Here is a 24,534-nt window from a genome sequence, read left to right as displayed (position 1 = left end):
AGCGCACCATTGCTGAGGCCAAGGAGAAGGCCCTTGCGGCCGGTGGCCTGATGGTGATTGGCACCGAGCGCCACGAATCCCGCCGCATCGACAACCAGTTGCGCGGCCGCTCCGGCCGTCAGGGCGATCCGGGCCATTCGGCCTTCTTCCTGTCGCTCCAGGACGACCTGATGCGCATTTTCCCGGTCGACAGCATGGATTCCATGCTGAGCAAGCTCGGACTGCAGCAGGGCGAAAGCATCACCCATCCCTGGGTCACCAAGGCCATCGAGCGCGCCCAGGGCAAGGTCGAAGCCCGCAACTTCGACATCCGCAAGAACATCCTGAAATACGACGACGTGATGAATGACCAGCGCAAGGTCATCTTCGAGCAGCGTCTCGAACTGATGGACGCCGAGGATGTCGGCGAGACCGTCACCGAGATGCGCCACGGTGTCGTCGATGCGATCGTTTCTCGCTCCATTCCGCCCCGCTCCTATCCCGAGCAGTGGGACGTCGAGCTCATGGCGACCGAGGCGAAATCCCTGCTCAACCTCGATATTCCCGCGGCCGAATGGGCTGCCGAGGAAGGCATCGACGCCGAGATCGTCACCCAACGCCTGGTGGAGGCTGCCGACGCAAAGGCCGCCGAGAAGCGCGAGAAGTACTCGGCCGACATCATGCGCCAGGTGGAAAAATCCATCGTGCTGCAGTCGATCGACGGCCTCTGGCGCGAGCACCTCGCTACCCTCGACCACCTCTCCAAGGTCGTGGGCTGGCGCGGCATCGCCCAGCGCGACCCGCTCAACGAGTACAAGCAGGAGGCCTTCGAGCTGTTCCAGAACCTGCTCGGCACGCTGCGCGAGCGCGTCACCCAGCAGCTCAGCCATGTGGAACTGCAGATCCGCCCCGAGCCGCAGCCGGCACCAGACCTGTCCGGCCTGCAGCAGACCCATATCGATCCGACCACGGGCGAGAACGACGCGGTGGGCGACGACGCCTCGATCCCCACCGGTCCCCTGAAGCCGATCGACCCCAAGCTCCTGGTCGGCGTCTCCCGCAACGCGCCCTGCCCCTGCGGCTCAGGCAAGAAGTTCAAGCACTGCCACGGCGCGTTCTGAGGAACGCGCCGGCCGGGCGCCGCGCTTACGGCTTGAGGCCTCGCACCAGTTGCGCGGCGATCTTCTGTGCCTCCCCCGGCTCGAGCGCCAGCCGGTCGGTCAGCAATCGGTGCCAGATCAGCGACTGCACCATCTCGGCGCCCAATAGCGGGTCGACCGTATCCGCGACCTCGCCGCGTGCCATCGCCCGCTCGATCATCTCGCCGATATGCGCCCGCCGCTCCGTTGCATAGCTCTGCAGCCGTTCGGCACAGGCCGGGTCGCGCTGCGCCTCCGCGATCACCTGCCGGAACACCTGACCGGCGCTGCCCTGCCAATAGCCGCTGAGCCACTCGATCAGCCCGGCGATCTCTCCTTCGAGGTCATCCGTCGGACCGTGCAGCGCCTGCGGCTTCTGGCGATGGTAGATATCGAGCAGCAAAGTGCCGCGGCTTGGCCACCACCGGTAGATTGTGGGCTTGCCGGCGCGGGCGCGCCGCGCCACCGCCTCGATGGAAAACGCCGCCGGACCCTCTTCGAGCAGGATCGCCTCGCCCGCCTGCAGGATCGCCTCCTGTGTATCGGGATTGCGCCGGGCACCGATCGAACGGCGGCGATCATCGTCTGCTGGGTCAGCCATGCAGCATAGATAGCGCAGCCATGCGGGCGAAAAAAGTCTTGATCGTTACGCTACGTTCCGTTATGAAACGGCACGTATCGTTTAGGAGACAAATGATGCCTTCCATCGCCTCCCGCCTGCGCCTTGCCCTGTTGATGTTCTTCGGCGTCTACCCGGTCATCACCCTCTACATCTACGCCTTGTTCCCGCTCACCACCGGCTGGCAGATGTGGCAGCGCACCCTGTTGCTGGTGCCGCTGATGGTGCTCACCATGGTGTTCTTCGTCATGCCCTTCATCCAGACTCGTTTCGGCGCCTTCATCACCGGCCGCAAGCCCGCCGCCGCCGCCTGATCCGGATCAGCCACCCCCTCCGCCGGGAGGGGGTGGCCGGAACACTCACTGTTCGGGGGCAACCCGCACGATGGTGGAGGACCCTGCCCGCGGATTCTCGGTCACCGCATAGACCGCGCCGTCCGGTCCGACCCGCACGTCGCGCACGCGCGCCTCGAGCGGCACCCGCTCTTCGAACGCCACCCGGTCGCCGTCCATGTGGAGCACCACCAGCCCCTGGGACACCAGTCCACCAACGATGAACGCACCCTGCCACTCGGGGATCAGGTCGGCGTCGTAGTAGGCCATGCCGGAGGGTGCGATCACCGGATCCCAATAGTAGAGTGGCTGCTCGGTTTCGGCGTTGGCGGTGATCCCTTCGCCGATCGTGGAGCCATCATAGTTGACGCCATAGGCCACGTCCGGCCAGCCATAGTTGAGCCCCGGTTGCGGCCGGTTGAGCTCGTCCCCACCCTTGGCACCGTGCTCCACCGTCCACAGCCGCCCCTCGCCATCGAGCGTCGCCGACTGGACGTTGCGGTGACCGAGGCTCCAGATCTCCGGCAGGGCATCATCATTGTCGATGAACGGGTTGTCCGGCAGCGCCTCGCCTTCCGGATCGATGCGGAACACCTTACCCAGCCCGCTGGCCAGTTCCTGAGCCTGATCGCGGATCGGCTCGTCCGAACGCTCACCCACGGTGATGTAGAGGTTGCCGTCTTCAGTGGGCACGATGCGCGAACCGAAATGCAACTCGCCGTCATAGGTGGGCTCCTGACGGAAGATCACCTCCACGTCTTCGAGGCTGCCGCCGCCATTCTCGTCGAGAACCAGCGTCGCCGCTGCCACCGCCGTGCCATTGCCGTCCTCGCGCGGCTCGGCATAGGAGACATAGATGCGCCCCGTGCTCTCGAAATCGGGCGCCAGGGCCACATCGAGCAATCCGCCCTGGCCGACAAGGTCGACTTCCGGCAGCCCGCTGATCGGCTCGCTGGCTTCGCCCTCCGGGGTAACGATGTGCAGCACGCCGGACTTTGCCGTCACCAGCATGCGCCCGTCGGGCAGGAACTCCATTGCCCACAGATGCGGCAGCCCTTCGGCTACCACTTCGGTGCTGACATCCGCCAGCACCTCCGGCTGCGAGGCGCGGCTCTGTCCTTCGAAAGCAGGAGTCTGATCCGGTGCATTGGGTGCGGCCGTCTCGACGGGTCCCGCTTGGGCAAAGGCTGGGGTGACCAGCAAGGCAGACAACATGGTGCCGGCAAGAAGAGACGCGGTGATACGCATGGCTGAACCTCCGATTGGCGGCGCATCAGATCGGCGCCCATTGGTGGATGATGATCGACCAATCGCCCTGTCCGCGGTTCGTTGCCCGCGGGACGATCACGAGACCGTTGGCAGGCGCTTGCGGACCGGCTGGCTTTCATGCACACCCATGCGCCAGTTCGGCGCCTGACAAACGAGGCAAATCATGGCCCATCCGGTTTCCCCTCTTGCTCCCAAGTCCTACCCGGACCTGCCCGCCATCGAGGGCGTGCGTTTTGCCACCGCCGAAGCCGGAATTAAGTACAAGAACCGCACCGACGTGCTCTTGATGGCCTTTGAGGAGGGCACCGTTGCCGCCGGTGTGCTCACCCGCTCCAAATGCTCCTCCGCCGCCGTCGACTGGTGCCGCGCCCACCTGCCGGGCGGCAAGGCGCGCGGCCTCGTCGTCAACTCCGGCAACGCCAACGCCTTCACCGGCGTCAAGGGCCGCGAAAGCGTCGAACTGACCGCCGACTACGCGGCCCGGGCACTGGGCTGCTCCACTGCCGAAATCTTCCTCGCCTCGACCGGCGTCATCGGCGAGCCCCTCCCCGCCGAAAAGTTCGCCGGCGTTCTCGACCAGGCCGCTACCCGCCTCGCCCCCACCCCGTGGATCGAGCCCGCCAAGGCGATCATGACCACCGACACCTACCCCAAGCTGTCGGGTGCCGTGGTCGAGATCGACGGCATAGAGGTCAAGATCAACGGCATCGCTAAGGGCTCGGGCATGATCGCGCCCGACATGGCCACCATGCTGAGCTTCGTCGTCACCGACATGCCGGTTTCGGCCGAGGTGCTGCAGGCACTGCTCGCCCGGCACGTGCAGACCAGCTTCAATGCCATCACCGTCGACAGCGACACCTCGACCTCCGACACCCTGCTCGCCTTCGCCACCGGCAAGGCCGCGGTGGAGCCTCTCACGACGCTGGACGATCCGCGCGCCGAGGTGTTCGGGGCCGCCCTCTCCGACGTCCTGTTCGAACTGGCCATTCACGTCGTCCGCGACGGTGAAGGCGCCACCAAGCAGGTGTCGGTGCATGTCGAAGGCGCCGTTTCCGACGCCTCCGCCTTCCGCATCGCCAAGTCGATCGCCGACTCGCCGCTGGTCAAGACCGCCATCGCCGGCGAGGACGCCAATTGGGGCCGCGTCGTCATGGCCGTCGGCAAGGCCGGCGAGCCCGCCGACCGCGACAAGCTCGCCATCCGCTTCGGCGATCTTCTTGTTGCCAGGAACGGCGAACGCGCCGCCGGCTACGACGAAGCCGCCACCAGCGCCTACATGAAGGGCGAGGAGCTTGAACTCACCGTCAGCCTCGGGCTGGGAGACGGCCGGGCGACCGTCTATACCTGCGACCTCACCCACGGCTACATCACCATCAACGGCGACTACCGGAGCTGAGATGGACTCGCTCGTCGATCGCATCGAGCGCGCGGGGCTTCAGTGCTGGCCCGGCCTCGAGGTTGAATGGGATGGCTCCTGGGCGCGCCGCGCCTCCGGCGGCTACACCCACCGCGCCAACTCGGTACAGCCTTTCGATCCGTCCGACGACGCGGACCTCGACCGCCGCATCGAGGAGGCCGCACTCTGGCATCGAACCCGCGGCCTGCAGCCGGTCTTCCGCCTCACGCCGCAGGCACCCGCCAAGCTGCGCACCGCGCTTGACGTCCGTGGCTGGACAGCCGCCGACCACAGCCACGTCTTCGCCATGCCGCTCGATCATCATGATCCGGATTCCCGGGTGCGGCTCCTTTCGCCGCTCGATTCCGACTTCATCCGGGCCCAGCAGAGGCTGCAAGTCTATTCCGACGAGCGCACGCGGCGCATGTCAGCCGTGCTCGCCGCGATCACGGTGCCCGCACACGGCATCGTGCTCTTTCAGGATGGGGAGCCCGTTGCTTCGGCCTTGATGGACATTGCCGATGGCGTGGTGATCACCGGCAACGTGATTACGCACCCGGAGCACCGCGGCAAGGGCTTCGGCTTGGCGATGATGCGGTCCGGTCTCGCCTGGGCCAAGGCCAAAGGCGCCACCCTCGCTGCCCTCAACGTCGCCGCCGACAACACTGCCGGCCAGGCGCTCTACCGGCGTCTCGGCTATGCCCGTCGGTATGACTACGAATACCGTGTTCTCGAAGGTACCCCATGAGCACCCGACCCGTGCTGCTCGTTGCCGCCGCTGCCCTGATCGACGCCGAGGATCGCATTCTCATCGCCCAGCGCCCGGAGGGCAAGCAATTGGCCGGTTTGTGGGAGTTCCCGGGCGGCAAGCTCGAGCCCGGCGAGGGCCCCGAAGCGGCGCTGGTGCGTGAGCTCAAGGAAGAACTCGGGATCACCGTCGCGCTGGCCGACCTCGTCGCGCATTCCTTCGCCAGCCATGCTTACGAGAATTTTCACCTGTTGATGCCACTGTTCACCTGCAGGAGATGGCAGGGAACGCCGATGGCGCTGGAACACGCGGCTCTCGCTTGGGTGACACCAGCAGAAATGGCCGCCTTCCCCATGCCCCCCGCCGACGAACCGCTGGTCCTCGCCCTGCGCGACCGGCTGTAGAGGGCAAGTCATGGCCAAGCTCCACGCCTTCATCACCGACGAGACTGGCGCCACCGCGATCGAATACGGCTTGCTTGCAGGGTTGATCGCGGTTGCCCTGATCAGCAGCTTCGTGGTGTTCGGCGACGCCCTGTTCAACCTGATGGGCTATGGCGCCGGCGGAGCCGCCAACGTGATCGGATCCCAGGCCGCCAAGCTCGGCTGACCTACTGCAGCGCCACCAGCTTGTACTTCTGCCCGGCCACCAGCGGGTCGCCCGGGAACAGGTCGTTGATGATGTAGAACAGCTCGCTGCCGCGCGTGAGCCCCGACATGCGCCGCGCCAGCGCCTCGGCCGTGTCGCCGGGCCGGGCCGTGACGATCTGCACCGCCAGCTTGCGAATGCCGCCGAGATCCGCCGCCGTGGTGCGCCGGAAGCTCCTGAGCGTTTCGTTGGCGCCTTCCGCAAAGCGCGGGCTGTCGGATTTGGCCGCGAAGATGAACCGGTAGACCTGCCCGTCGAGGCGCATCACCGACACGCGGAAGAACCACTGGTCGGTCTGCGCCAGCCCGGTTGCCATCTCGATGCCGTTGTAGCTATCAGACTTCACCGTGTCCGCCTTGAGGCCGGCGATCCAACCCGACTTGAGGTAGTCGGTCAGCGCCACTTCCGGCTGCACGTCGGCGCTGTCGAAGCGCACTGCCTCGCCATCCCCGGCGACGCCCACCACCGCACTCTGTGAGTTCTGCAGCGTATAGCCCTGCGGCACGGTGAAGGTGAACTTCGAGGCCGGATGCACGAACCGGCGCCCCACGATCGATCCCTGCGAGGGGCTCTCGCCGAACGTCATGCCGCTGATCGCCGATAGATAGCCGTCGCGGTCGGTCTCGCCCATGCCGTTCTGGCCGAACATGGTGCGGGCGGTATCGAGTGCCTTCTGGATTCGTGCCGGGGTGGACGGGTGCGAGGACAGGAACCCGTCGTCGCCCGCCGAAGTGCCGGCCGAGAACGCGGCGAACCGGCTCATCACCGTCAGGAATCGCGCCGCTGCCTGCGGGTCGTAGCCGGCCTTGCCCGCGATCTCGATGCCTTCGCGGTCGGCCTCGAGCTCCTGGTTCTGGCTGAACGCGGCCATTGCCTCCTGCGTGCGCGCGGAATTGCCGCCGCTGCCGCCGAACACGCTGGTGATCACCCGATCGACGATCTCGTTGGTGCGGCTGCGGTCGGTGCGCGCGCGCGCATGCCGCAGCGTCACGTGCGCGATCTCGTGCGCCAGCACCGCGGCAAGCTGACTGGTGTCCGAAGCCAGCGCAAGGAGCCCGCGCGTCACATAGACGAAGCCGCCCGGCAGCGCGAAGGCATTCACTTCCGAGGTGTCGAGAATGGTGACCTGGAACTGGGCGTTCGGCTGGTTCGCCGCCGCCAGCAGCCGCCCGACGATCCGCGCCACCATGATCTCGGCCTGGCGGTCTTCGTACACCCCGCCATAGGCGGCGATGATGCGCGGATGCTCGCGCCGGCCAATCACCACGTCATCGGGGTCGGTGCCCGCCGGCACCACCGCCGGCGCCGGGTTGTCACCCGTCTGGCTGACGGCGATGTTGGAACTGGTCAAGGTCGTGCAGGCCGTCAGCGCCAGCAGCGATACCGCCAGCACCCCACCCCGCCAGGACTTGCCGATGGGCCCGATGCTACTCATCGCGTTGCCAGAACCTCGATCTGTTCGGGATGGGTGATCTCGATGCGCGGACCATCCCGGTCGTCCACCCATCCTCGTATTCTCACCAGCGCCCCTTCGAGCACCAGCGGGTCGAAGCCGTCGCCGGCGAACAGCCTGAGCGCCGGCGCTTCGATGACGGCCGTGAAATCCTCTTTCCAGTGGCGGCCGAAGTTGAGGTAGACCCGCCCGCCCCGCCGTTCGGCGAGCAGCACCCGGCCTTCGACCAGCTCGTACCCGCCGACCCGCCGGAGCAGGTCGCCGGGATCGTCCGCCGCCCGCACGCTGTAGAAGGAATTGCGCCAGATTCCAAGTCCGGCCAGCCGCGCGCGGCCTTCAGCCGCGAACAAGAGATCGAGGCACGAGCGGTTGTCCGGAAAGGAATAAACCCGAGCCAATCCCTCGGCGACCATATGCTGCTGCGCCCAGACCGGCCCCTGGTCCGTTTCGACGAACACATGCGCCAGCGCCCGTTCGTAGCGGTCGACCGTTTCCCCGCCATAGCCGAGCTGCACCGTCCGGTTGAGCGCCAGTGCCTCGAGGGCCGCCTTCGCCTCGGGCGCCAGCGGCCAGGTTTCGAAGCCGTCGCGGCCAAGCGGCAGTTTCGGCGCCTGGGTGCCGATCATGCGCACCACCAGCCCCGAATCGAGCACCACCGTATCGCCGTCGGTGACTTCCACCACCACCCCGCCCGGGTGCATTCGCAGCTCGCCGCACGCTTCGGCCGCAGCAGCCGGGGCCGACAGCATCGCCAGCGTGGCGAGATGAACGAGACTGGTTTTGAGCAAGACGACGCCCCGGAAAGGTTCGGTTCACCATGCACCGAAATACGGCAAAAAAAGATAAACGCCGCCCCGGAGGTTCCCTCGCAAATATCGGCTGCGCTTTCTGGTTCCCGCTTCGCCTCGGCTTTGCTATGGAAAGCACGTGGTCCCGTAGCTCAGCAGGATAGAGCACAGGATTCCTAATCCTGGGGTCGCGCGTTCGAATCGCGCCGGGATCACCACTCCCCCACATCAGGAGCACGTGGCGCTCCATGATTTGGCCTTGCTGGCGGTCTACCGGCGCGGCTCCCCGTTTCCAACAGGACAGCTCAATGTTGCGCTCCGATTCGTCCCGCCGGTTCCTGCCGGCCGCTCTGGTCCTTGCCGCGGCCGGTCTTGCCCTTTCCGCCTGCAGCATGGGCGGCAGCACGGCCGGGCTCGCGCTCGCCCCCGGCCTCAGCGCCCGCATGGATCAGCCCGGCGCCTCGCTCGACCGCGCCCAGGCGATCGACATCATCAACGCCTATCGCGCCACCAATGGCCTGCCGGCCCTGCAGCACGATCCGGCGCTCGACGGCTCCGCCCAGGCGCTGGCGACCCAATACGCCCAGACCGGCACCCCGCCGCAGACGCCGCAGGAACTGGTAGCGATGAAGCTGAGCGCCGGTTACTCGACCTTCGCCGAAACCTTCTCCGGCTGGCGCAACAATGCGGCCGACGCTGCGGCCCTGCGCGCCAACGCCACCCGCGCCGGCGTGGCCGTGGCCTTCAACCCGGCCTCAACCTATGGCGTGCACTGGGTGCTGGTGCTCGACAACTAAAGCCTAGAGGTGGCTCGGCCGGGGGCGCGGATAGGGGATCGCCGGTCCGCTCAGCCCCGGCCGCAGCTCTCCCGCCAGCGACGCCGCGGCGGTGGGTGCGGTGAACACCGGCACATGCGCCGGGCGGGGCCGTGGCAGCGACACACCAACAGCAATGCGGCCGAGGTCGACCGCAGCATAGCTCGGCGCCACGACGCTATCGGTCAGATAGCTCGGCTGCCCCTCGAGCCCCATCGGGAACGCTGCTTCCTGCGCGGCCACATAGGTCTTGGCCTCCTTGCCGCAGATCTGCGGCCGCATGTCGACCGGCGCGGCGCCGGCATTGTTGGCCAGCGTCAACACTGTCTGTCCCGTCGGCGCCGCCGATCCGGAGAGACCGCGCAGCAGCAGTTCCGCCGTCCGCTCGTTGCGGTCCCGCGCCGACGAGCCGCCCAGCACCACAGCCAGCAGGTTGCGGCCATTGCGCGCCACCGTCGCCACCAGGTTGAGCCCCGAGGCGCAGATATAGCCCGTCTTCATGCCGGTGGTGCCGGCGAACTTGGTCAGCAGGTCATTGTTGGATTCGAACCGCTTGCCGGCAAGCGTCACCTCGCCGGTGCCGAACATCGGCATGAACTGCGGAAAGCTCTGGCGGATATAGAGTCCGAGAACCGCGAGGTCGCGCGCCGTGGTCACCTGCGCCGGGTCGTGCAAGCCGTGCGAATTGGTGAAGCGGGTACCCGTCAGACCCATGCGCGCTGCCACCTCGTTCATCTTGGCGACGAATTGCGGCTCGCTGCCACCAACAGCCTCGGCGATCGCCACCGCCACGTCATTGGCGGACTTCACGATCAGCACATAGAGCGCGTCCTTGAGCGTCATGGCGCTGCCGACCGGCAGCCCTGACTTCGACGGCGCCTGGTTGATCGCGTTCTGCGACAGCGTCACCGGCGTCTCGAGTGTGATCGTGCCCTTGGCCAGTTCCTCGAAGGTGACATAGGCCGTCATCATCTTGGTGAGCGAAGCCGGATGCCAGGGCTGCCCCGCCTCTTCGGCATGCAGCACCTCCAGCGTATCCATGTCGACCAGCAACATCGGATTGGCCTGGACGGGGACCAGGCTCGCCAGAACCAGCGCGAGCACAACAAAGAAACGACGGGCAAGCTGCACGGCCAGCACACTCCAGCTGTGAGGGGGACCGGCAGCTTGTATCAGCCGGTCCGTCGCTTCTCAAGGAAAGCGGGGCAGCTTGAACCGCTTGTGACCTGCTGACACGATCTGGCGGCCCGCAAGGCCAGGGTGGGACACAAAGGAGAGTTCCCCATGACCAAGATCGTGACCATCCTGACCGAGGGCTATGCCGACTGGGAGACGGCCCTGCTCAACGCCGTGGCCCGGCAGTATTATGGGGTGACGACGCTGTTCGCCACACCCGGCGGTGCGCCGGTCACCTCGGCGGGCGGGCTCCGCGTGATGCCCGACCTCGCCGCGGAAGCCATCGACCCCGCAGACCTCGACGCGCTGGTGGTCAATGGCGGCACCGCCTGGAGGCAGCCCGATGCTCCGGATCTGTCGGCACTGCTCTGCGCCGTACGCGATGCCGGCAAGACGGTCGCCGGCATTTGCGACGGAACACTTGCGCTTGCCCGTGCCGGCTTGCTGGACGCCGTGGCCCACACGTCCAACTCACCCGAGAACCTGCCGCCCACCGGCTATCGCGGCGCCGGGCACTATCGCGACCAGCCGCAGGCGGTGGCCGATGGACGGATCGTGACGGCGGCCGGTACGGCCCCGGTCGGCTTCATGGTTGCCGTGCTCGAGACGCTCGGGCTCCGCAATGGCGATCTCGACTTCTATGTCGGGCTGCATGCGGCCGAACACCGCGCGGCTGCCTGAGGGTCGGCGCAGGACTGGTCACATCCGGTAACCGGCACTATATCAGTGCCCAGGTAACAGGAGTTTCGCCATGTCCCTGCACGACACGTCCCAGCACGCCAACTGCACCGCCATGTCGGATGTGCTGAACCGCATCGGCGACAAGTGGAGCGTCATGGTGGTCGGCATGCTCGGCCGCAATGGCACGCTGCGCTTCAACGAACTCAAGCGCCTGATCAACGGCGTGTCGCAGCGCATGCTGACGCTGACCCTGCGCAATCTCGAGCGCGACGGCCTCGTCACCCGCACCATCTACCCCGAGGTACCGCCGCGGGTCGAATACAGCCTGACCGAACTCGGCAAGACCCTGCAGCAGCCGATCAGCGCCCTGTGGGATTGGTCCGCCGAGAACCACCAAGCCATCATCGAAGCCCGCGCCATCTACGACGCCCGCGAAGCCGCCGCCTCCCCGCCGGAGCCGCGCCGCGCCGCCTATGCCTGAACCACGCCGGCCGTGGACCCGCACCGAGCTGGCGGCGCAGTTCCGCTCGGCAGGTCTCGTCCACGGCGACGCGGTGCTGGTTCATGCCAGCCTTCGCAGCATCGGACACGTGCTAGGTGGGCCGGATGCGGTGATCGGCGCCTTGCTCGACGCCGTCGGACCGAACGGCACCATTCTCGGCTATTGCGACTGGCAGTTCGAAGACGAAGTTCTCGCCTTCCCGGAATTGCGCGACCAGATTCCCGCCTTCGACCCCGCATTCTCGCGCTCGATCCGCGACAACGGCGCCTTCCCCGAACTGCTGCGCACCACCCCCGGCGCCCGTCGCAGCGCTGCACCCGGCGCCTCCTGCGCCGCTCTCGGCGCCCGTGCCGACTGGTTCACCGCCGACCACGCCCTCGACTATGGCTACGGCCCGCGATCACCGTTCGGCAAGCTGGTCGAAGCCGGTGGCAAGACCCTGCTCCTCGGCGCACCAAGGGACACCATGACCCTGCTGCACCACGCCGAGCACCTCGCCCGCTTCCCCAACAAGCGCATCCGCCGCTACGAAACGCCCATCCTGGTCGACGGCCGGACCGAGTGGCGCTGGTTCGAGGAGTTCGACACCTCCGAAGTTCCCGACGGCATGGCGGACGACTACTTCGCCACCATCGTCACCGCCTTCCTCGCCACCGGCGAGGGTTGGCAGGGCAGGATCGGCAACGCCGATTCGGTGCTGGTCGAGGCTCGTCCCATGGTGGAGTTCGCAGTCGAATGGATGGAGCAGCGGCTGGGCTGACCGCGCCCACTTACCAGCCACGTCACCCGCGTGACGACACTGAGGGTCGCTGCCCTATCGCTCCTTCGTCATCGCCAGGCCCATTTCGGACAACCCAACTCCCCCGCCCACCACGTGGTTGTCGGCTGCTGCTGTGCCTGCCGCAAGCTTCCTGGACCACCGGGACAAACGCGGTGGTGACGATGTGGAAGTAACCTGCCCTGTCGTTCGTCATTGCCGGGCTTGTCCCGGCAATCCAACTCTCCCCGTCCCGCAAGTCATCCCCGGCAACGCGGGGATCCATTCTTCTCCGGAGCTCAGCAAAGGAGTGGATTCCCGCCCGCGTGGGAATGACGCCATGGTTGTTGGCTGCTGCTGTGCTCCCCGCGACTTCCGGCTGGACCACCGGGACAAGCCCGGCGGTGACGATGTGGAAGTATCCTGCCTGTCGCCTCTCCGTCATTGCCGGGCCTGCCTCAACCCACCTCTCCCGCCCACCACGTCATCCCCGCGAAGGCGGGGATCCATTCTTCCAGTAGCTCAGCAGGAGAATGGATTCCCGCCTGCGCGGGGATGACGTGTGGGCGGGAGAGGTGGGTTGAGGCAGGCCCGGCAATGACGGAGAGGCGACGGCAGGATACTTCCACATCGTCACCGCCGGGCTTGTCCCGGTGGTCCAGCCGGAAGTCGCGGGGAGCACAGCAGCAGCCAACAACCATGGCGTCATTCCCACGCGGGCGGGAATCCACTCCTTTGCTGAGCTCCGGAGAAGAATGGATCCCCGCGTTGCCGGGGATGACTTGCGGGACGGAGAGTTGGATTGCCGGGACAAGCCCGGCAATGACGAACGACAGGGCAGGTTACTTCCACATCGTCACCACCGCGTTTGTCCCGGTGGTCCAGGAAGCTTGCGGCAGGCACAGCAGCAGCCGACAACCACGTGGTGGGCGGGGGAGTTGGGTTGTCCGAAATGGGCCTGGCGATGACGAAGGAGCGATAGGGCAGCGACCCTCAGTGTCGTCACGCGGGTGACGTGGCTGGTAAGTGGGCGCGGTCAGCCCAGCCGCTGCTCCATCCATTCGACTGCGAACTCCACCATGGGACGAGCCTCGACCAGCACCGAATCGGCGTTGCCGATCCTGCCCTGCCAACCCTCGCCGGTGGCGAGGAAGGCGGTGACGATGGTGGCGAAGTAGTCGTCCGCCATGCCGTCGGGAACTTCGGAGGTGTCGAACTCCTCGAACCAGCGCCACTCGGTCCGGCCGTCGACCAGGATGGGCGTTTCGTAGCGGCGGATGCGCTTGTTGGGGAAGCGGGCGAGGTGCTCGGCGTGGTGCAGCAGGGTCATGGTGTCCCTTGGTGCGCCGAGGAGCAGGGTCTTGCCACCGGCTTCGACCAGCTTGCCGAACGGTGATCGCGGGCCGTAGCCATAGTCGAGGGCGTGGTCGGCGGTGAACCAGTCGGCACGGGCGCCGAGAGCGGCGCAGGAGGCGCCGGGTGCAGCGCTGCGACGGGCGCCGGGGGTGGTGCGCAGCAGTTCGGGGAAGGCGCCGTTGTCGCGGATCGAGCGCGAGAATGCGGGGTCGAAGGCGGGAATCTGGTCGCGCAATTCCGGGAAGGCGAGAACTTCGTCTTCGAACTGCCAGTCGCAATAGCCGAGAATGGTGCCGTTCGGTCCGACGGCGTCGAGCAAGGCGCCGATCACCGCATCCGGCCCACCTAGCACGTGTCCGATGCTGCGAAGGCTGGCATGAACCAGCACCGCGTCGCCGTGGACGAGACCTGCCGAGCGGAACTGCGCCGCCAGCTCGGTGCGGGTCCACGGCCGGCGTGGTTCAGGCATAGGCGGCGCGGCGCGGCTCCGGCGGGGAGGCGGCGGCTTCGCGGGCGTCGTAGATGGCGCGGGCTTCGATGATGGCTTGGTGGTTCTCGGCGGACCAATCCCACAGGGCGCTGATCGGCTGCTGCAGGGTCTTGCCGAGTTCGGTCAGGCTGTATTCGACCCGCGGCGGTACCTCGGGGTAGATGGTGCGGGTGACGAGGCCGTCGCGCTCGAGATTGCGCAGGGTCAGCGTCAGCATGCGCTGCGACACGCCGTTGATCAGGCGCTTGAGTTCGTTGAAGCGCAGCGTGCCATTGCGGCCGAGCATGCCGACCACCATGACGCTCCACTTGTCGCCGATGCGGTTCAGCACATCCGACATGGCGGTGCAGTTGGCGTGCTGGGACGTGTCGTGCAGGGACATGGCGAAACTCCTGTTACCTGGGCACTGATATAGTGCCGGTTACCGGATGTGACCAGTCCTGCGCCGACCCTCAGGCAGCCGCGCGGTGTTCGGCCGCATGCAGCCCGACATAGAAGTCGAGATCGCCATTGCGGAGCCCGAGCGTCTCGAGCACGGCAACCATGAAGCCGACCGGGGCCGTACCGGCCGCCGTCACGATCCGTCCATCGGCCACCGCCTGCGGCTGGTCGCGATAGTGCCCGGCGCCGCGATAGCCGGTGGGCGGCAGGTTCTCGGGTGAGTTGGACGTGTGGGCCACGGCGTCCAGCAAGCCGGCACGGGCAAGCGCAAGTGTTCCGTCGCAAATGCCGGCGACCGTCTTGCCGGCATCGCGTACGGCGCAGAGCAGTGCCGACAGATCCGGAGCATCGGGCTGCCTCCAGGCGGTGCCGCCATTGACCACCAGCGCGTCGAGGTCTGCGGGGTCGATGGCTTCCGCGGCGAGGTCGGGCATCACGCGGAGCCCGCCCGCCGAGGTGACCGGCGCACCGCCGGGTGTGGCGAACAGCGTCGTCACCCCATAATACTGCCGGGCCACGGCGTTGAGCAGGGCCGTCTCCCAGTCGGCATAGCCCTCGGTCAGGATGGTCACGATCTTGGTCATGGGGAACTCTCCTTTGTGTCCCACCCTGGCCTTGCGGGCCGCCAGATCGTGTCAGCAGGTCACAAGCGGTTCAAGCTGCCCCGCTTTCCTTGAGAAGCGACGGACCGGCTGATACAAGCTGCCGGTCCCCCTCACAGCTGGAGTGTGCTGGCCGTGCAGCTTGCCCGTCGTTTCTTTGTTGTGCTCGCGCTGGTTCTGGCGAGCCTGGTCCCCGTCCAGGCCAATCCGATGTTGCTGGTCGACATGGATACGCTGGAGGTGCTGCATGCCGAAGAGGCGGGGCAGCCCTGGCATCCGGCTTCGCTCACCAAGATGATGACGGCCTATGTCACCTTCGAGGAACTGGCCAAGGGCACGATCACACTCGAGACGCCGGTGACGCTGTCGCAGAACGCGATCAACCAGGCGCCGTCGAAGTCAGGGCTGCCGGTCGGCAGCGCCATGACGCTCAAGGACGCGCTCTATGTGCTGATCGTGAAGTCCGCCAATGACGTGGCGGTGGCGATCGCCGAGGCTGTTGGTGGCAGCGAGCCGCAATTCGTCGCCAAGATGAACGAGGTGGCAGCGCGCATGGGTCTGACGGGTACCCGCTTCACCAATTCGCACGGCTTGCACGACCCGGCGCAGGTGACCACGGCGCGCGACCTCGCGGTTCTCGGACTCTATATCCGCCAGAGCTTTCCGCAGTTCATGCCGATGTTCGGCACCGGCGAGGTGACGCTTGCCGGCAAGCGGTTCGAATCCAACAATGACCTGCTGACCAAGTTCGCCGGCACCACCGGCATGAAGACGGGCTATATCTGCGCCTCGGGGCTCAACCTGGTGGCGACGGTGGCGCGCAATGGCCGCAACCTGCTGGCTGTGGTGCTGGGCGGCTCGTCGGCGCGGGACCGCAACGAGCGGACGGCGGAACTGCTGCTGCGCGGTCTCTCCGGATCGGCGGCGCCGACGGGACAGACAGTGTTGACGCTGGCCAACAATGCCGGCGCCGCGCCGGTCGACATGCGGCCGCAGATCTGCGGCAAGGAGGCCAAGACCTATGTGGCCGCGCAGGAAGCAGCGTTCCCGATGGGGCTCGAGGGGCAGCCGAGCTATCTGACCGATAGCGTCGTGGCGCCGAGCTATGCTGCGGTCGACCTCGGCCGCATTGCTGTTGGTGTGTCGCTGCCACGGCCCCGCCCGGCGCATGTGCCGGTGTTCACCGCACCCACCGCCGCGGCGTCGCTGGCGGGAGAGCTGCGGCCGGGGCTGAGCGGACCGGCGATCCCCTATCCGCGCCCCCGGCCGAGCCACCTCTAGGCTTTAGTTGTCGAGCACCAGCACCCAGTGCACGCCATAGGTTGAGGCCGGGTTGAAGGCCACGGCCACGCCGGCGCGGGTGGCGTTGGCGCGCAGGGCCGCAGCGTCGGCCGCATTGTTGCGCCAGCCGGAGAAGGTTTCGGCGAAGGTCGAGTAACCGGCGCTCAGCTTCATCGCTACCAGTTCCTGCGGCGTCTGCGGCGGGGTGCCGGTCTGGGCGTATTGGGTCGCCAGCGCCTGGGCGGAGCCGTCGAGCGCCGGATCGTGCTGCAGGGCCGGCAGGCCATTGGTGGCGCGATAGGCGTTGATGATGTCGATCGCCTGGGCGCGGTCGAGCGAGGCGCCGGGCTGATCCATGCGGGCGCTGAGGCCGGGGGCGAGCGCGAGCCCGGCCGTGCTGCCGCCCATGCTGCAGGCGGAAAGGGCAAGACCGGCCGCGGCAAGGACCAGAGCGGCCGGCAGGAACCGGCGGGACGAATCGGAGCGCAACATTGAGCTGTCCTGTTGGAAACGGGGAGCCGCGCCGGTAGACCGCCAGCAAGGCCAAATCATGGAGCGCCACGTGCTCCTGATGTGGGGGAGTGGTGATCCCGGCGCGATTCGAACGCGCGACCCCAGGATTAGGAATCCTGTGCTCTATCCTGCTGAGCTACGGGACCACGTGCTTTCCATAGCAAAGCCGAGGCGAAGCGGGAACCAGAAAGCGCAGCCGATATTTGCGAGGGAACCTCCGGGGCGGCGTTTATCTTTTTTTGCCGTATTTCGGTGCATGGTGAACCGAACCTTTCCGGGGCGTCGTCTTGCTCAAAACCAGTCTCGTTCATCTCGCCACGCTGGCGATGCTGTCGGCCCCGGCTGCTGCGGCCGAAGCGTGCGGCGAGCTGCGAATGCACCCGGGCGGGGTGGTGGTGGAAGTCACCGACGGCGATACGGTGGTGCTCGATTCGGGGCTGGTGGTGCGCATGATCGGCACCCAGGCGCCGAAACTGCCGCTTGGCCGCGACGGCTTCGAAACCTGGCCGCTGGCGCCCGAGGCGAAGGCGGCCCTCGAGGCACTGGCGCTCAACCGGACGGTGCAGCTCGGCTATGGCGGGGAAACGGTCGACCGCTACGAACGGGCGCTGGCGCATGTGTTCGTCGAAACGGACCAGGGGCCGGTCTGGGCGCAGCAGCATATGGTCGCCGAGGGATTGGCTCGGGTTTATTCCTTTCCGGACAACCGCTCGTGCCTCGATCTCTTGTTCGCGGCTGAAGGCCGCGCGCGGCTGGCCGGACTTGGAATCTGGCGCAATTCCTTCTACAGCGTGCGGGCGGCGGACGATCCCGGCGACCTGCTCCGGCGGGTCGGCGGGTACGAGCTGGTCGAAGGCCGGGTGCTGCTCGCCGAACGGCGGGGCGGGCGGGTCTACCTCAACTTCGGCCGCCACTGGAAAGAGGATTTCACGGCCGTCATCGAAGCGCCGGCGCTCAGGCTGTTCGCCGGCGACGGCTTCGACCCGCTGGTGCTCGAAGGGGCGCTGGTGAGAATACGAGGATGGGTGGACGACCGGGATGGTCCGCGCATCGAGATCACCCATCCCGAACAGATCGAGGTTCTGGCAACGCGATGAGTAGCATCGGGCCCATCGGCAAGTCCTGGCGGGGTGGGGTGCTGGCGGTATCGCTGCTGGCGCTGACGGCCTGCACGACCTTGACCAGTTCCAACATCGCCGTCAGCCAGACGGGTGACAACCCGGCGCCGGCGGTGGTGCCGGCGGGCACCGACCCCGATGACGTGGTGATTGGCCGGCGCGAGCATCCGCGCATCATCGCCGCCTATGGCGGGGTGTACGAAGACCGCCAGGCCGAGATCATGGTGGCGCGGATCGTCGGGCGGCTGCTGGCGGCGGCGAACCAGCCGAACGCCCAGTTCCAGGTCACCATTCTCGACACCTCGGAAGTGAATGCCTTCGCGCTGCCGGGCGGCTTCGTCTATGTGACGCGCGGGCTCCTTGCGCTGGCTTCGGACACCAGTCAGCTTGCCGCGGTGCTGGCGCACGAGATCGCGCACGTGACGCTGCGGCATGCGCGCGCGCGCACCGACCGCAGCCGCACCAACGAGATCGTCGATCGGGTGATCACCAGCGTGTTCGGCGGCAGCGGCGGCAATTCCGCGCGCACGCAGGAGGCAATGGCCGCGTTCAGCCAGAACCAGGAGCTCGAGGCCGACCGCGAAGGCATCGAGATCGCGGGCAAGGCCGGCTACGACCCGCAGGCAGCGGCGCGATTCCTGACGGTGATGAGCCGGTTCGCCGCGTTCTCGGCCGGCACTTCGGCGGGCGACGACGGGTTCCTGTCCTCGCACCCGTCCACCCCGGCACGAATCCAGAAGGCACTCGATACCGCCCGCACCATGTTCGGCCAGAACGGCATGGGCGAGACCGACCGCGACGGCTATCTATCGGCGATCAGCGGCATGACGTTCGGCGAGAGCCCCTCGCAGGGATCGATCGTGGGGCGCCGGTTCGTGCATCCGGCCTCGAAGTTCACCTTCACCGTGCCGCAGGGCTATACGCTGCAGAACTCACAGAGTGCGGTGGTGGGCGTCGCCGGGGATGGCGAGGCAGTGCGCTTCGACAGCGCCGACGTGCAGCCGGAAGTGGCGCTGACCGACTACCTCAAGTCGGGTTGGATCGCCGGCCTCAAGGCGGACACGGTGAAGTCTGATAGCTACAACGGCATCGAGATGGCAACCGGGCTGGCGCAGACCGACCAGTGGTTCTTCCGCGTGTCGGTGATGCGCCTCGACGGGCAGGTCTACCGGTTCATCTTCGCGGCCAAATCCGACAGCCCGCGCTTTGCGGAAGGCGCCAACGAAACGCTCAGGAGCTTCCGGCGCACCACGGCGGCGGATCTCGGCGGCATTCGCAAGCTGGCGGTGCAGATCGTCACGGCCCGGCCCGGCGACACGGCCGAGGCGCTGGCGCGGCGCATGTCGGGGCTCACGCGCGGCAGCGAGCTGTTCTACATCATCAACGACCTGTTCCCGGGCGACCCGCTGGTGGCCGGGCAGAAGTACAAGCTGGTGGCGCTGCAGTAGGTCAGCCGAGCTTGGCGGCCTGGGATCCGATCACGTTGGCGGCTCCGCCGGCGCCATAGCCCATCAGGTTGAACAGGGCGTCGCCGAACACCACGAAGCTGCTGATCAGGGCAACCGCGATCAACCCTGCAAGCAAGCCGTATTCGATCGCGGTGGCGCCAGTCTCGTCGGTGATGAAGGCGTGGAGCTTGGCCATGACTTGCCCTCTACAGCCGGTCGCGCAGGGCGAGGACCAGCGGTTCGTCGGCGGGGGGCATGGGGAAGGCGGCCATTTCTGCTGGTGTCACCCAAGCGAGAGCCGCGTGTTCCAGCGCCATCGGCGTTCCCTGCCATCTCCTGCAGGTGAACAGTGGCATCAACAGGTGAAAATTCTCGTAAGCATGGCTGGCGAAGGAATGCGCGACGAGGTCGGCCAGCGCGACGGTGATCCCGAGTTCTTCCTTGAGCTCACGCACCAGCGCCGCTTCGGGGCCCTCGCCGGGCTCGAGCTTGCCGCCCGGGAACTCCCACAAACCGGCCAATTGCTTGCCCTCCGGGCGCTGGGCGATGAGAATGCGATCCTCGGCGTCGATCAGGGCAGCGGCGGCAACGAGCAGCACGGGTCGGGTGCTCATGGGGTACCTTCGAGAACACGGTATTCGTAGTCATACCGACGGGCATAGCCGAGACGCCGGTAGAGCGCCTGGCCGGCAGTGTTGTCGGCGGCGACGTTGAGGGCAGCGAGGGTGGCGCCTTTGGCCTTGGCCCAGGCGAGACCGGACCGCATCATCGCCAAGCCGAAGCCCTTGCCGCGGTGCTCCGGGTGCGTAATCACGTTGCCGGTGATCACCACGCCATCGGCAATGTCCATCAAGGCCGAAGCAACGGGCTCCCCATCCTGAAAGAGCACGATGCCGTGTGCGGGCACCGTGATCGCGGCGAGCACGGCTGACATGCGCCGCGTGCGCTCGTCGGAATAGACTTGCAGCCTCTGCTGGGCCCGGATGAAGTCGGAATCGAGCGGCGAAAGGAGCCGCACCGGGAATCCGGATCATGATGATCGAGCGGCATGGCGAAGACGTGGCTGTGGTCGGCGGCTGTCCAGCCACGGACGTCAAGCGCGGTGCGCAGCTTGGCGGGTGCCTGCGGCGTGAGGCGGAAGACCGGCTGCAGGCCGCGGGTTCGATGCCAGAGTGCGGCCTCCTCGATGCGGCGGTCGAGGTCCGCGTCGTCGGACGGATCGAAAGGCTGTACCGAGTTGGCGCGGTGGGTGTAGCCGCCGGAGGCGCGGCGCGCCCAGGAGCCATCCCATTCAACCTCGAGGCCGGGCCAGCACTGAAGCCCCGCGCGCTCGATGCGATCGACGAGCGAGTCCATCTCAGCTCCGGTAGTCGCCGTTGATGGTGATGTAGCCGTGGGTGAGGTCGCAGGTATAGACGGTCGCCCGGCCGTCTCCCAGCCCGAGGCTGACGGTGAGTTCAAGCTCCTCGCCCTTCATGTAGGCGCTGGTGGCGGCTTCGTCGTAGCCGGCGGCGCGTTCGCCGTTCCTGGCAACAAGAAGATCGCCGAAGCGGATGGCGAGCTTGTCGCGGTCGGCGGGCTCGCCGGCCTTGCCGACGGCCATGACGACGCGGCCCCAATTGGCGTCCTCGCCGGCGATGGCGGTCTTGACCAGCGGCGAGTCGGCGATCGACTTGGCGATGCGGAAGGCGGAGGCGTCGGAAACGGCGCCTTCGACATGCACCGACACCTGCTTGGTGGCGCCTTCACCGTCGCGGACGACGTGAATGGCCAGTTCGAACAGGACGTCGGAGAGGGCGGCCCCGAACACCTCGGCGCGCGGATCGTCCAGCGTCGTGAGAGGCTCCACCGCGGCCTTGCCGGTGGCGAAGGCGAGCAGGGTGTCGGAGGTCGAGGTGTCGCTGTCGACGGTGATGGCATTGAAGCTGGTCTGCACGTGCCGGGCGAGCAGTGCCTGCAGCACCTCGGCCGAAACCGGCATGTCGGTGACGACGAAGCTCAGCATGGTGGCCATGTCGGGCGCGATCATGCCCGAGCCCTTAGCGATGCCGTTGATCTTGACCTCTATGCCGTCGATCTCGACCACGGCACCCGACAGCTTGGGGTAGGTGTCGGTGGTCATGATCGCCTTGGCGGGCTCGATCCACGGGGTGGGGGCGAGGCGGGTAGCGGCCTGGTCGAGAACGCCGGCGAACTTTTCGGCGGGGAGGGGCTCGCCGATGACGCCGGTCGAGGCGAGGAAGATTTCGGCAGTGGAGCAGCCCAGTGCCCGGGCCGCGTAGTCGGCGGTCAGTTCGACGCTTTCGCGGCCCTTGACGCCGGTGAAGGCGTTGGCGTTGCCGGAGTTGACGACGAGGCCGCGCGCCTTGCCGCCCGGCAGGTGGGCGCGGCACCAGTCGACGGCGGCGGAGGAGCATTTGGAGCGGGTGAGCACACCGGCGGCAACGGTGCCCTCCTCAAAGGCCATCAAGAGCACGTCGGTGCGGTTCTTGTACTTAATTCCGGCTTCGGCGGTGGCAAAACGCACGCCCTCGATGGCGGGCAGGTCCGGGTAGGACTTGGGAGCAAGAGGGGAAACCGGATGGGCCATGATTTGCCTCGTTTGTCAGGCGCCGAACTGGCGCATGGGTGTGCATGAAAGCCAGCCGGTCCGCAAGCGCCTGCCAACGGTCTCGTGATCGTCCCGCGGGCAACGAACCGCGGACAGGGCGATTGGTCGATCATCATCCACCAATGGGCGCCGATCTGATGCGCCGCCAATCGGAGGTTCAGCCATGCGTATCACCGCGTCTCTTCTTGCCGGCACCATGTTGTCTGCCTTGCTGGTCACCCCAGCCTTTGCCCAAGCGGGACCCGTCGAGACGGCCGCACCCAATGCACCGGATCAGACTCCTGCTTTCGAAGGACAGAGCCGCGCCTCGCAGCCGGAGGTGCTGGCGGATGTCAGCACCGAAGTGGTAGCCGAAGGGCTGCCGCATCTGTGGGCAATGGAGTTCCTGCCCGACGGGCGCATGCTGGTGACGGCAAAGTCCGGCGTGCTGCACATCGTTACCCCGGAGGGCGAAGCCAGCGAGCCGATCAGCGGGCTGCCGGAAGTCGACCTTGTCGGCCAGGGCGGATTGCTCGATGTGGCCCTGGCGCCCGATTTCGAGAGCACGGGGCGCATCTATGTCTCCTATGCCGAGCCGCGCGAGGACGGCAATGGCACGGCGGTGGCAGCGGCGACGCTGGTTCTCGACGAGAATGGCGGCGGCAGCCTCGAAGACGTGGAGGTGATCTTCCGTCAGGAGCCCACCTATGACGGCGAGTTGCATTTCGGTTCGCGCATCGTGCCCACTGAAGACGGCAACCTCTACATCACCGTGGGTGAGCGTTCGGACGAGCCGATCCGCGATCAGGCTCAGGAACTGGCCAGCGGGCTGGGTAAGGTGTTCCGCATCGATCCGGAAGGCGAGGCGCTGCCGGACAACCCGTTCATCGACAATGATGATGCCCTGCCGGAGATCTGGAGCCTCGGTCACCGCAACGTCCAGTCGGCGACGCTCGATGGCGAGGGGCGGCTGTGGACGGTGGAGCACGGTGCCAAGGGTGGGGACGAGCTCAACCGGCCGCAACCGGGGCTCAACTATGGCTGGCCGGACGTGGCCTATGGCGTCAACTATGATGGCTCCACGATCGGCGAAGGGATCACCGCCAACGCCGAAACCGAGCAGCCACTCTACTATTGGGATCCGGTGATCGCACCCTCCGGCATGGCCTACTACGACGCCGACCTGATCCCCGAGTGGCAGGGTGCGTTCATCGTTGGTGGACTGGTGTCCCAGGGGCTGGTGGTGCTCCACATGGACGGCGACCGGGTGGCGTTCGAAGAGCGGGTGCCGCTCGAGGCGCGCGTGCGCGACGTGCGGGTCGGACCGGACGGCGCGGTCTATGCGGTGACCGAGAATCCGCGGGCAGGGTCCTCCACCATCGTGCGGGTTGCCCCCGAACAGTGAGTGTTCCGGCCACCCCCTCCCGGCGGAGGGGGTGGCTGATCCGGATCAGGCGGCGGCGGCGGGCTTGCGGCCGGTGATGAAGGCGCCGAAACGAGTCTGGATGAAGGGCATGACGAAGAACACCATGGTGAGCACCATCAGCGGCACCAGCAACAGGGTGCGCTGCCACATCTGCCAGCCGGTGGTGAGCGGGAACAAGGCGTAGATGTAGAGGGTGATGACCGGGTAGACGCCGAAGAACATCAACAGGGCAAGGCGCAGGCGGGAGGCGATGGAAGGCATCATTTGTCTCCTAAACGATACGTGCCGTTTCATAACGGAACGTAGCGTAACGATCAAGACTTTTTTCGCCCGCATGGCTGCGCTATCTATGCTGCATGGCTGACCCAGCAGACGATGATCGCCGCCGTTCGATCGGTGCCCGGCGCAATCCCGATACACAGGAGGCGATCCTGCAGGCGGGCGAGGCGATCCTGCTCGAAGAGGGTCCGGCGGCGTTTTCCATCGAGGCGGTGGCGCGGCGCGCCCGCGCCGGCAAGCCCACAATCTACCGGTGGTGGCCAAGCCGCGGCACTTTGCTGCTCGATATCTACCATCGCCAGAAGCCGCAGGCGCTGCACGGTCCGACGGATGACCTCGAAGGAGAGATCGCCGGGCTGATCGAGTGGCTCAGCGGCTATTGGCAGGGCAGCGCCGGTCAGGTGTTCCGGCAGGTGATCGCGGAGGCGCAGCGCGACCCGGCCTGTGCCGAACGGCTGCAGAGCTATGCAACGGAGCGGCGGGCGCATATCGGCGAGATGATCGAGCGGGCGATGGCACGCGGCGAGGTCGCGGATACGGTCGACCCGCTATTGGGCGCCGAGATGGTGCAGTCGCTGATCTGGCACCGATTGCTGACCGACCGGCTGGCGCTCGAGCCGGGGGAGGCACAGAAGATCGCCGCGCAACTGGTGCGAGGCCTCAAGCCGTAAGCGCGGCGCCCGGCCGG

General features: G+C 66.9%; 29 protein-coding genes, 2 tRNA genes and 1 pseudogene. 16 read left to right on the top strand and 16 right to left on the bottom strand.

Annotated features, from left to right (window positions below; translation table 11 throughout):
* Positions 1-1,100, top strand: a 1,100-nt coding sequence (locus ACFSX5_RS19270; protein ID WP_386835726.1) for a preprotein translocase subunit SecA, incomplete at its 5' end; no start/stop codon positions are given.
* 25 nt (positions 1,101-1,125) lie between these two features.
* Here the strand turns inward: ACFSX5_RS19270 and ACFSX5_RS19265 are convergent.
* Positions 1,126-1,719: a TetR/AcrR family transcriptional regulator gene (locus tag ACFSX5_RS19265; RefSeq protein WP_386832565.1), complete on the bottom strand. Its 594-nt coding sequence runs from the start codon at positions 1,717-1,719 to the stop codon at positions 1,126-1,128.
* A 92-nt stretch (positions 1,720-1,811) separates the two neighbouring features.
* On the opposite strand from ACFSX5_RS19265, the gene ACFSX5_RS19260 reads away from it, so the two are divergent.
* The gene (locus tag ACFSX5_RS19260; protein WP_386832566.1) at positions 1,812-2,051 is read left to right on the top strand and encodes a hypothetical protein; all 240 of its coding nucleotides are present in this window, start codon (positions 1,812-1,814) and stop codon (positions 2,049-2,051) included.
* Positions 2,052-2,096: 45 nt separating this feature from the next.
* Here the strand turns inward: ACFSX5_RS19260 and ACFSX5_RS19255 are convergent, their stop codons facing one another.
* Positions 2,097-3,317, bottom strand: coding sequence for a PQQ-dependent sugar dehydrogenase (locus tag ACFSX5_RS19255; RefSeq protein ID WP_386832567.1), 1,221 nt, complete (start codon positions 3,315-3,317; stop codon positions 2,097-2,099).
* Positions 3,318-3,501: 184 nt separating this feature from the next.
* Here ACFSX5_RS19255 and argJ (ACFSX5_RS19250) point away from each other — a divergent pair, with 184 nt between their 5' ends.
* The 4 genes from argJ (ACFSX5_RS19250) to ACFSX5_RS19235 are packed head-to-tail and all read left to right on the top strand — an operon-like array spanning position 3,502 to position 6,091.
* Positions 3,502-4,734 (top strand): bifunctional glutamate N-acetyltransferase/amino-acid acetyltransferase ArgJ, encoded by a 1,233-nt coding sequence (gene argJ, locus ACFSX5_RS19250; RefSeq protein ID WP_386832568.1) that lies wholly within the window; start codon positions 3,502-3,504, stop codon positions 4,732-4,734.
* Between the two features lies 1 nt (position 4,735).
* Entirely contained in the window at positions 4,736-5,482 is a 747-nt protein-coding gene (locus ACFSX5_RS19245) for a GNAT family N-acetyltransferase (RefSeq protein WP_386832569.1), read from the top strand.
* Positions 5,479-5,886 (top strand): (deoxy)nucleoside triphosphate pyrophosphohydrolase, encoded by a 408-nt coding sequence (locus ACFSX5_RS19240; RefSeq protein WP_386832570.1) that lies wholly within the window; start codon positions 5,479-5,481, stop codon positions 5,884-5,886. The genes ACFSX5_RS19245 and ACFSX5_RS19240 overlap by 4 nt, the downstream gene beginning before the upstream one ends.
* Before the next feature lie 10 nt (positions 5,887-5,896).
* Positions 5,897-6,091 (top strand): Flp family type IVb pilin, encoded by a 195-nt coding sequence (locus ACFSX5_RS19235; RefSeq protein ID WP_386832571.1) that lies wholly within the window; start codon positions 5,897-5,899, stop codon positions 6,089-6,091.
* A gap of 1 nt (position 6,092) precedes the next feature.
* Here ACFSX5_RS19235 and ACFSX5_RS19230 read toward each other — a convergent pair whose 3' ends face one another.
* On the bottom strand, positions 6,093-7,565 hold the full coding sequence (locus ACFSX5_RS19230) for a M48 family metalloprotease (protein ID WP_386832572.1): 1,473 nt from the start codon (positions 7,563-7,565) through the stop codon (positions 6,093-6,095).
* Positions 7,562-8,371, bottom strand: coding sequence for a thermonuclease family protein (locus tag ACFSX5_RS19225; protein ID WP_386832573.1), 810 nt, complete (start codon positions 8,369-8,371; stop codon positions 7,562-7,564). The genes ACFSX5_RS19230 and ACFSX5_RS19225 overlap by 4 nt, the downstream gene beginning before the upstream one ends.
* 141 nt (positions 8,372-8,512) lie before the next feature.
* Between ACFSX5_RS19225 and ACFSX5_RS19220 the strand changes: the two genes are divergently transcribed.
* Positions 8,513-8,589 (top strand) — tRNA-Arg (locus ACFSX5_RS19220).
* Between the two features lie 90 nt (positions 8,590-8,679).
* Positions 8,680-9,168, top strand: a complete 489-nt coding sequence (locus tag ACFSX5_RS19215; protein ID WP_386832574.1) for a CAP domain-containing protein — start codon at positions 8,680-8,682, stop codon at positions 9,166-9,168.
* A gap of 3 nt (positions 9,169-9,171) precedes the next feature.
* On the opposite strand, the gene ACFSX5_RS19210 is transcribed toward ACFSX5_RS19215, so the two are convergent.
* The gene (locus ACFSX5_RS19210) at positions 9,172-10,317 is read right to left on the bottom strand and encodes a D-alanyl-D-alanine carboxypeptidase family protein (RefSeq protein WP_386832575.1); all 1,146 of its coding nucleotides are present in this window, start codon (positions 10,315-10,317) and stop codon (positions 9,172-9,174) included.
* A gap of 153 nt (positions 10,318-10,470) precedes the next feature.
* Between ACFSX5_RS19210 and ACFSX5_RS19205 the strand changes: the two genes are divergently transcribed.
* From ACFSX5_RS19205 to aac(3) (ACFSX5_RS19195), 3 genes are all read left to right on the top strand, one after another.
* A complete protein-coding gene (locus ACFSX5_RS19205) occupies positions 10,471-11,043 on the top strand; it encodes a type 1 glutamine amidotransferase family protein (RefSeq protein ID WP_386832576.1) in 573 nt (190 codons plus the stop codon).
* A gap of 70 nt (positions 11,044-11,113) precedes the next feature.
* On the top strand, positions 11,114-11,524 hold the full coding sequence (locus ACFSX5_RS19200; protein WP_386832577.1) for a winged helix-turn-helix transcriptional regulator: 411 nt from the start codon (positions 11,114-11,116) through the stop codon (positions 11,522-11,524).
* A complete protein-coding gene (gene aac(3), locus ACFSX5_RS19195; protein ID WP_386832578.1) occupies positions 11,517-12,305 on the top strand; it encodes an aminoglycoside 3-N-acetyltransferase in 789 nt (262 codons plus the stop codon). The genes ACFSX5_RS19200 and aac(3) (ACFSX5_RS19195) overlap by 8 nt, the downstream gene beginning before the upstream one ends.
* A 1,033-nt stretch (positions 12,306-13,338) precedes the next feature.
* Here the strand turns inward: aac(3) (ACFSX5_RS19195) and aac(3) (ACFSX5_RS19190) are convergent.
* The 3 genes from aac(3) (ACFSX5_RS19190) to ACFSX5_RS19180 form a co-directional block, all read right to left on the bottom strand.
* Positions 13,339-14,127, bottom strand: a complete 789-nt coding sequence (gene aac(3) / locus ACFSX5_RS19190; RefSeq protein WP_386832578.1) for an aminoglycoside 3-N-acetyltransferase — start codon at positions 14,125-14,127, stop codon at positions 13,339-13,341.
* Positions 14,120-14,530 carry a winged helix-turn-helix transcriptional regulator gene (locus ACFSX5_RS19185; RefSeq protein ID WP_386832577.1) on the bottom strand — a complete coding sequence of 137 codons (411 nt, stop codon included), beginning with the start codon at positions 14,528-14,530 and terminating at the stop codon, positions 14,120-14,122. The genes aac(3) (ACFSX5_RS19190) and ACFSX5_RS19185 overlap by 8 nt, the downstream gene beginning before the upstream one ends.
* Positions 14,531-14,600: 70 nt before the next feature.
* Complete coding sequence (locus ACFSX5_RS19180) at positions 14,601-15,173, bottom strand: type 1 glutamine amidotransferase family protein (protein WP_386832576.1); 573 nt, start codon at positions 15,171-15,173, stop codon at positions 14,601-14,603.
* 153 nt (positions 15,174-15,326) lie between these two features.
* Here ACFSX5_RS19180 and ACFSX5_RS19175 point away from each other — a divergent pair, with 153 nt between their 5' ends.
* On the top strand, positions 15,327-16,472 hold the full coding sequence (locus tag ACFSX5_RS19175) for a D-alanyl-D-alanine carboxypeptidase family protein (protein WP_386832575.1): 1,146 nt from the start codon (positions 15,327-15,329) through the stop codon (positions 16,470-16,472).
* Between the two features lie 3 nt (positions 16,473-16,475).
* Here ACFSX5_RS19175 and ACFSX5_RS19170 read toward each other — a convergent pair whose 3' ends face one another.
* Both ACFSX5_RS19170 and ACFSX5_RS19165 read right to left on the bottom strand, forming a co-directional pair.
* On the bottom strand, positions 16,476-16,964 hold the full coding sequence (locus ACFSX5_RS19170; RefSeq protein ID WP_386832574.1) for a CAP domain-containing protein: 489 nt from the start codon (positions 16,962-16,964) through the stop codon (positions 16,476-16,478).
* Positions 16,965-17,054: 90 nt separating this feature from the next.
* A tRNA-Arg gene (locus tag ACFSX5_RS19165) sits at positions 17,055-17,131 on the bottom strand.
* Between the two features lie 141 nt (positions 17,132-17,272).
* Here ACFSX5_RS19165 and ACFSX5_RS19160 point away from each other — a divergent pair.
* Both ACFSX5_RS19160 and ACFSX5_RS19155 read left to right on the top strand, forming a co-directional pair.
* Positions 17,273-18,082, top strand: coding sequence for a thermonuclease family protein (locus tag ACFSX5_RS19160; RefSeq protein WP_386832573.1), 810 nt, complete (start codon positions 17,273-17,275; stop codon positions 18,080-18,082).
* Positions 18,079-19,551 (top strand): M48 family metalloprotease, encoded by a 1,473-nt coding sequence (locus tag ACFSX5_RS19155; RefSeq protein ID WP_386832572.1) that lies wholly within the window; start codon positions 18,079-18,081, stop codon positions 19,549-19,551. Before ACFSX5_RS19160 ends, ACFSX5_RS19155 begins: the two co-directional genes overlap by 4 nt.
* A 1-nt stretch (position 19,552) precedes the next feature.
* Here ACFSX5_RS19155 and ACFSX5_RS19150 read toward each other — a convergent pair whose 3' ends face one another.
* The 5 genes and pseudogenes from ACFSX5_RS19150 to argJ (ACFSX5_RS19130) form a co-directional block, all read right to left on the bottom strand.
* Positions 19,553-19,747: a Flp family type IVb pilin gene (locus ACFSX5_RS19150; RefSeq protein ID WP_386832571.1), complete on the bottom strand. Its 195-nt coding sequence runs from the start codon at positions 19,745-19,747 to the stop codon at positions 19,553-19,555.
* A gap of 10 nt (positions 19,748-19,757) precedes the next feature.
* Positions 19,758-20,165: a (deoxy)nucleoside triphosphate pyrophosphohydrolase gene (locus ACFSX5_RS19145; protein ID WP_386832570.1), complete on the bottom strand. Its 408-nt coding sequence runs from the start codon at positions 20,163-20,165 to the stop codon at positions 19,758-19,760.
* Complete coding sequence (locus ACFSX5_RS19140) at positions 20,162-20,569, bottom strand: GNAT family N-acetyltransferase (protein ID WP_386835724.1); 408 nt, start codon at positions 20,567-20,569, stop codon at positions 20,162-20,164. Before ACFSX5_RS19140 ends, ACFSX5_RS19145 begins: the two co-directional genes overlap by 4 nt.
* 62 nt (positions 20,570-20,631) lie before the next feature.
* Positions 20,632-20,907 (bottom strand): annotated as a pseudogene (locus tag ACFSX5_RS19660) (GNAT family N-acetyltransferase, cg3035/Rv0428c family); the annotation flags it as partial.
* Between the two features lies 1 nt (position 20,908).
* The gene (gene argJ, locus ACFSX5_RS19130; RefSeq protein ID WP_386832568.1) at positions 20,909-22,141 is read right to left on the bottom strand and encodes a bifunctional glutamate N-acetyltransferase/amino-acid acetyltransferase ArgJ; all 1,233 of its coding nucleotides are present in this window, start codon (positions 22,139-22,141) and stop codon (positions 20,909-20,911) included.
* A 184-nt stretch (positions 22,142-22,325) separates the two neighbouring features.
* Here argJ (ACFSX5_RS19130) and ACFSX5_RS19125 point away from each other — a divergent pair, with 184 nt between their 5' ends.
* Positions 22,326-23,546: a PQQ-dependent sugar dehydrogenase gene (locus ACFSX5_RS19125; protein ID WP_386832567.1), complete on the top strand. Its 1,221-nt coding sequence runs from the start codon at positions 22,326-22,328 to the stop codon at positions 23,544-23,546.
* Between the two features lie 45 nt (positions 23,547-23,591).
* Here ACFSX5_RS19125 and ACFSX5_RS19120 read toward each other — a convergent pair whose 3' ends face one another.
* Positions 23,592-23,831: a hypothetical protein gene (locus ACFSX5_RS19120; protein ID WP_386832566.1), complete on the bottom strand. Its 240-nt coding sequence runs from the start codon at positions 23,829-23,831 to the stop codon at positions 23,592-23,594.
* Between the two features lie 92 nt (positions 23,832-23,923).
* Here ACFSX5_RS19120 and ACFSX5_RS19115 point away from each other — a divergent pair, with 92 nt between their 5' ends.
* The gene (locus ACFSX5_RS19115) at positions 23,924-24,517 is read left to right on the top strand and encodes a TetR/AcrR family transcriptional regulator (RefSeq protein ID WP_386832565.1); all 594 of its coding nucleotides are present in this window, start codon (positions 23,924-23,926) and stop codon (positions 24,515-24,517) included.
* Positions 24,518-24,534 lie beyond the last annotated feature (17 nt).

This window comes from Devosia albogilva (assembly GCF_042685625.1).
GTDB lineage: Bacteria > Pseudomonadota > Alphaproteobacteria > Rhizobiales > Devosiaceae > Devosia > Devosia albogilva.
This window is presented reverse-complemented; position numbering and strand designations above follow the sequence as displayed.

Bases quoted from the DNA above. Each gene is read 5' to 3' on its own strand.
- argJ (WP_386832568.1), top strand. From the start codon at position 3,502: ATGGCCCATCCGGTTTCCCCTCTTGCTCCCAAGTCCTACCCGGACCTG.
- ACFSX5_RS19240 (WP_386832570.1), top strand. From the start codon at position 5,479: ATGAGCACCCGACCCGTGCTGCTCGTTGCCGCCGCTGCCCTGATCGAC.
- ACFSX5_RS19235 (WP_386832571.1), top strand. From the start codon at position 5,897: ATGGCCAAGCTCCACGCCTTCATCACCGACGAGACTGGCGCCACCGCG.
- ACFSX5_RS19115 (WP_386832565.1), top strand. From the start codon at position 23,924: ATGGCTGACCCAGCAGACGATGATCGCCGCCGTTCGATCGGTGCCCGG.
- ACFSX5_RS19215 (WP_386832574.1), top strand. From the start codon at position 8,680: ATGTTGCGCTCCGATTCGTCCCGCCGGTTCCTGCCGGCCGCTCTGGTC.
- ACFSX5_RS19265 (WP_386832565.1), bottom strand. From the start codon at position 1,719: ATGGCTGACCCAGCAGACGATGATCGCCGCCGTTCGATCGGTGCCCGG.
- ACFSX5_RS19180 (WP_386832576.1), bottom strand. From the start codon at position 15,173: ATGACCAAGATCGTGACCATCCTGACCGAGGGCTATGCCGACTGGGAG.
- ACFSX5_RS19255 (WP_386832567.1), bottom strand. From the start codon at position 3,317: ATGCGTATCACCGCGTCTCTTCTTGCCGGCACCATGTTGTCTGCCTTG.
- ACFSX5_RS19170 (WP_386832574.1), bottom strand. From the start codon at position 16,964: ATGTTGCGCTCCGATTCGTCCCGCCGGTTCCTGCCGGCCGCTCTGGTC.
- ACFSX5_RS19145 (WP_386832570.1), bottom strand. From the start codon at position 20,165: ATGAGCACCCGACCCGTGCTGCTCGTTGCCGCCGCTGCCCTGATCGAC.
- ACFSX5_RS19230 (WP_386832572.1), bottom strand. From the start codon at position 7,565: ATGAGTAGCATCGGGCCCATCGGCAAGTCCTGGCGGGGTGGGGTGCTG.
- ACFSX5_RS19120 (WP_386832566.1), bottom strand. From the start codon at position 23,831: ATGATGCCTTCCATCGCCTCCCGCCTGCGCCTTGCCCTGTTGATGTTC.
- ACFSX5_RS19125 (WP_386832567.1), top strand. From the start codon at position 22,326: ATGCGTATCACCGCGTCTCTTCTTGCCGGCACCATGTTGTCTGCCTTG.
- ACFSX5_RS19245 (WP_386832569.1), top strand. From the start codon at position 4,736: ATGGACTCGCTCGTCGATCGCATCGAGCGCGCGGGGCTTCAGTGCTGG.
- ACFSX5_RS19155 (WP_386832572.1), top strand. From the start codon at position 18,079: ATGAGTAGCATCGGGCCCATCGGCAAGTCCTGGCGGGGTGGGGTGCTG.
- ACFSX5_RS19260 (WP_386832566.1), top strand. From the start codon at position 1,812: ATGATGCCTTCCATCGCCTCCCGCCTGCGCCTTGCCCTGTTGATGTTC.
- ACFSX5_RS19205 (WP_386832576.1), top strand. From the start codon at position 10,471: ATGACCAAGATCGTGACCATCCTGACCGAGGGCTATGCCGACTGGGAG.
- argJ (WP_386832568.1), bottom strand. From the start codon at position 22,141: ATGGCCCATCCGGTTTCCCCTCTTGCTCCCAAGTCCTACCCGGACCTG.
- ACFSX5_RS19200 (WP_386832577.1), top strand. From the start codon at position 11,114: ATGTCCCTGCACGACACGTCCCAGCACGCCAACTGCACCGCCATGTCG.
- ACFSX5_RS19150 (WP_386832571.1), bottom strand. From the start codon at position 19,747: ATGGCCAAGCTCCACGCCTTCATCACCGACGAGACTGGCGCCACCGCG.
- ACFSX5_RS19185 (WP_386832577.1), bottom strand. From the start codon at position 14,530: ATGTCCCTGCACGACACGTCCCAGCACGCCAACTGCACCGCCATGTCG.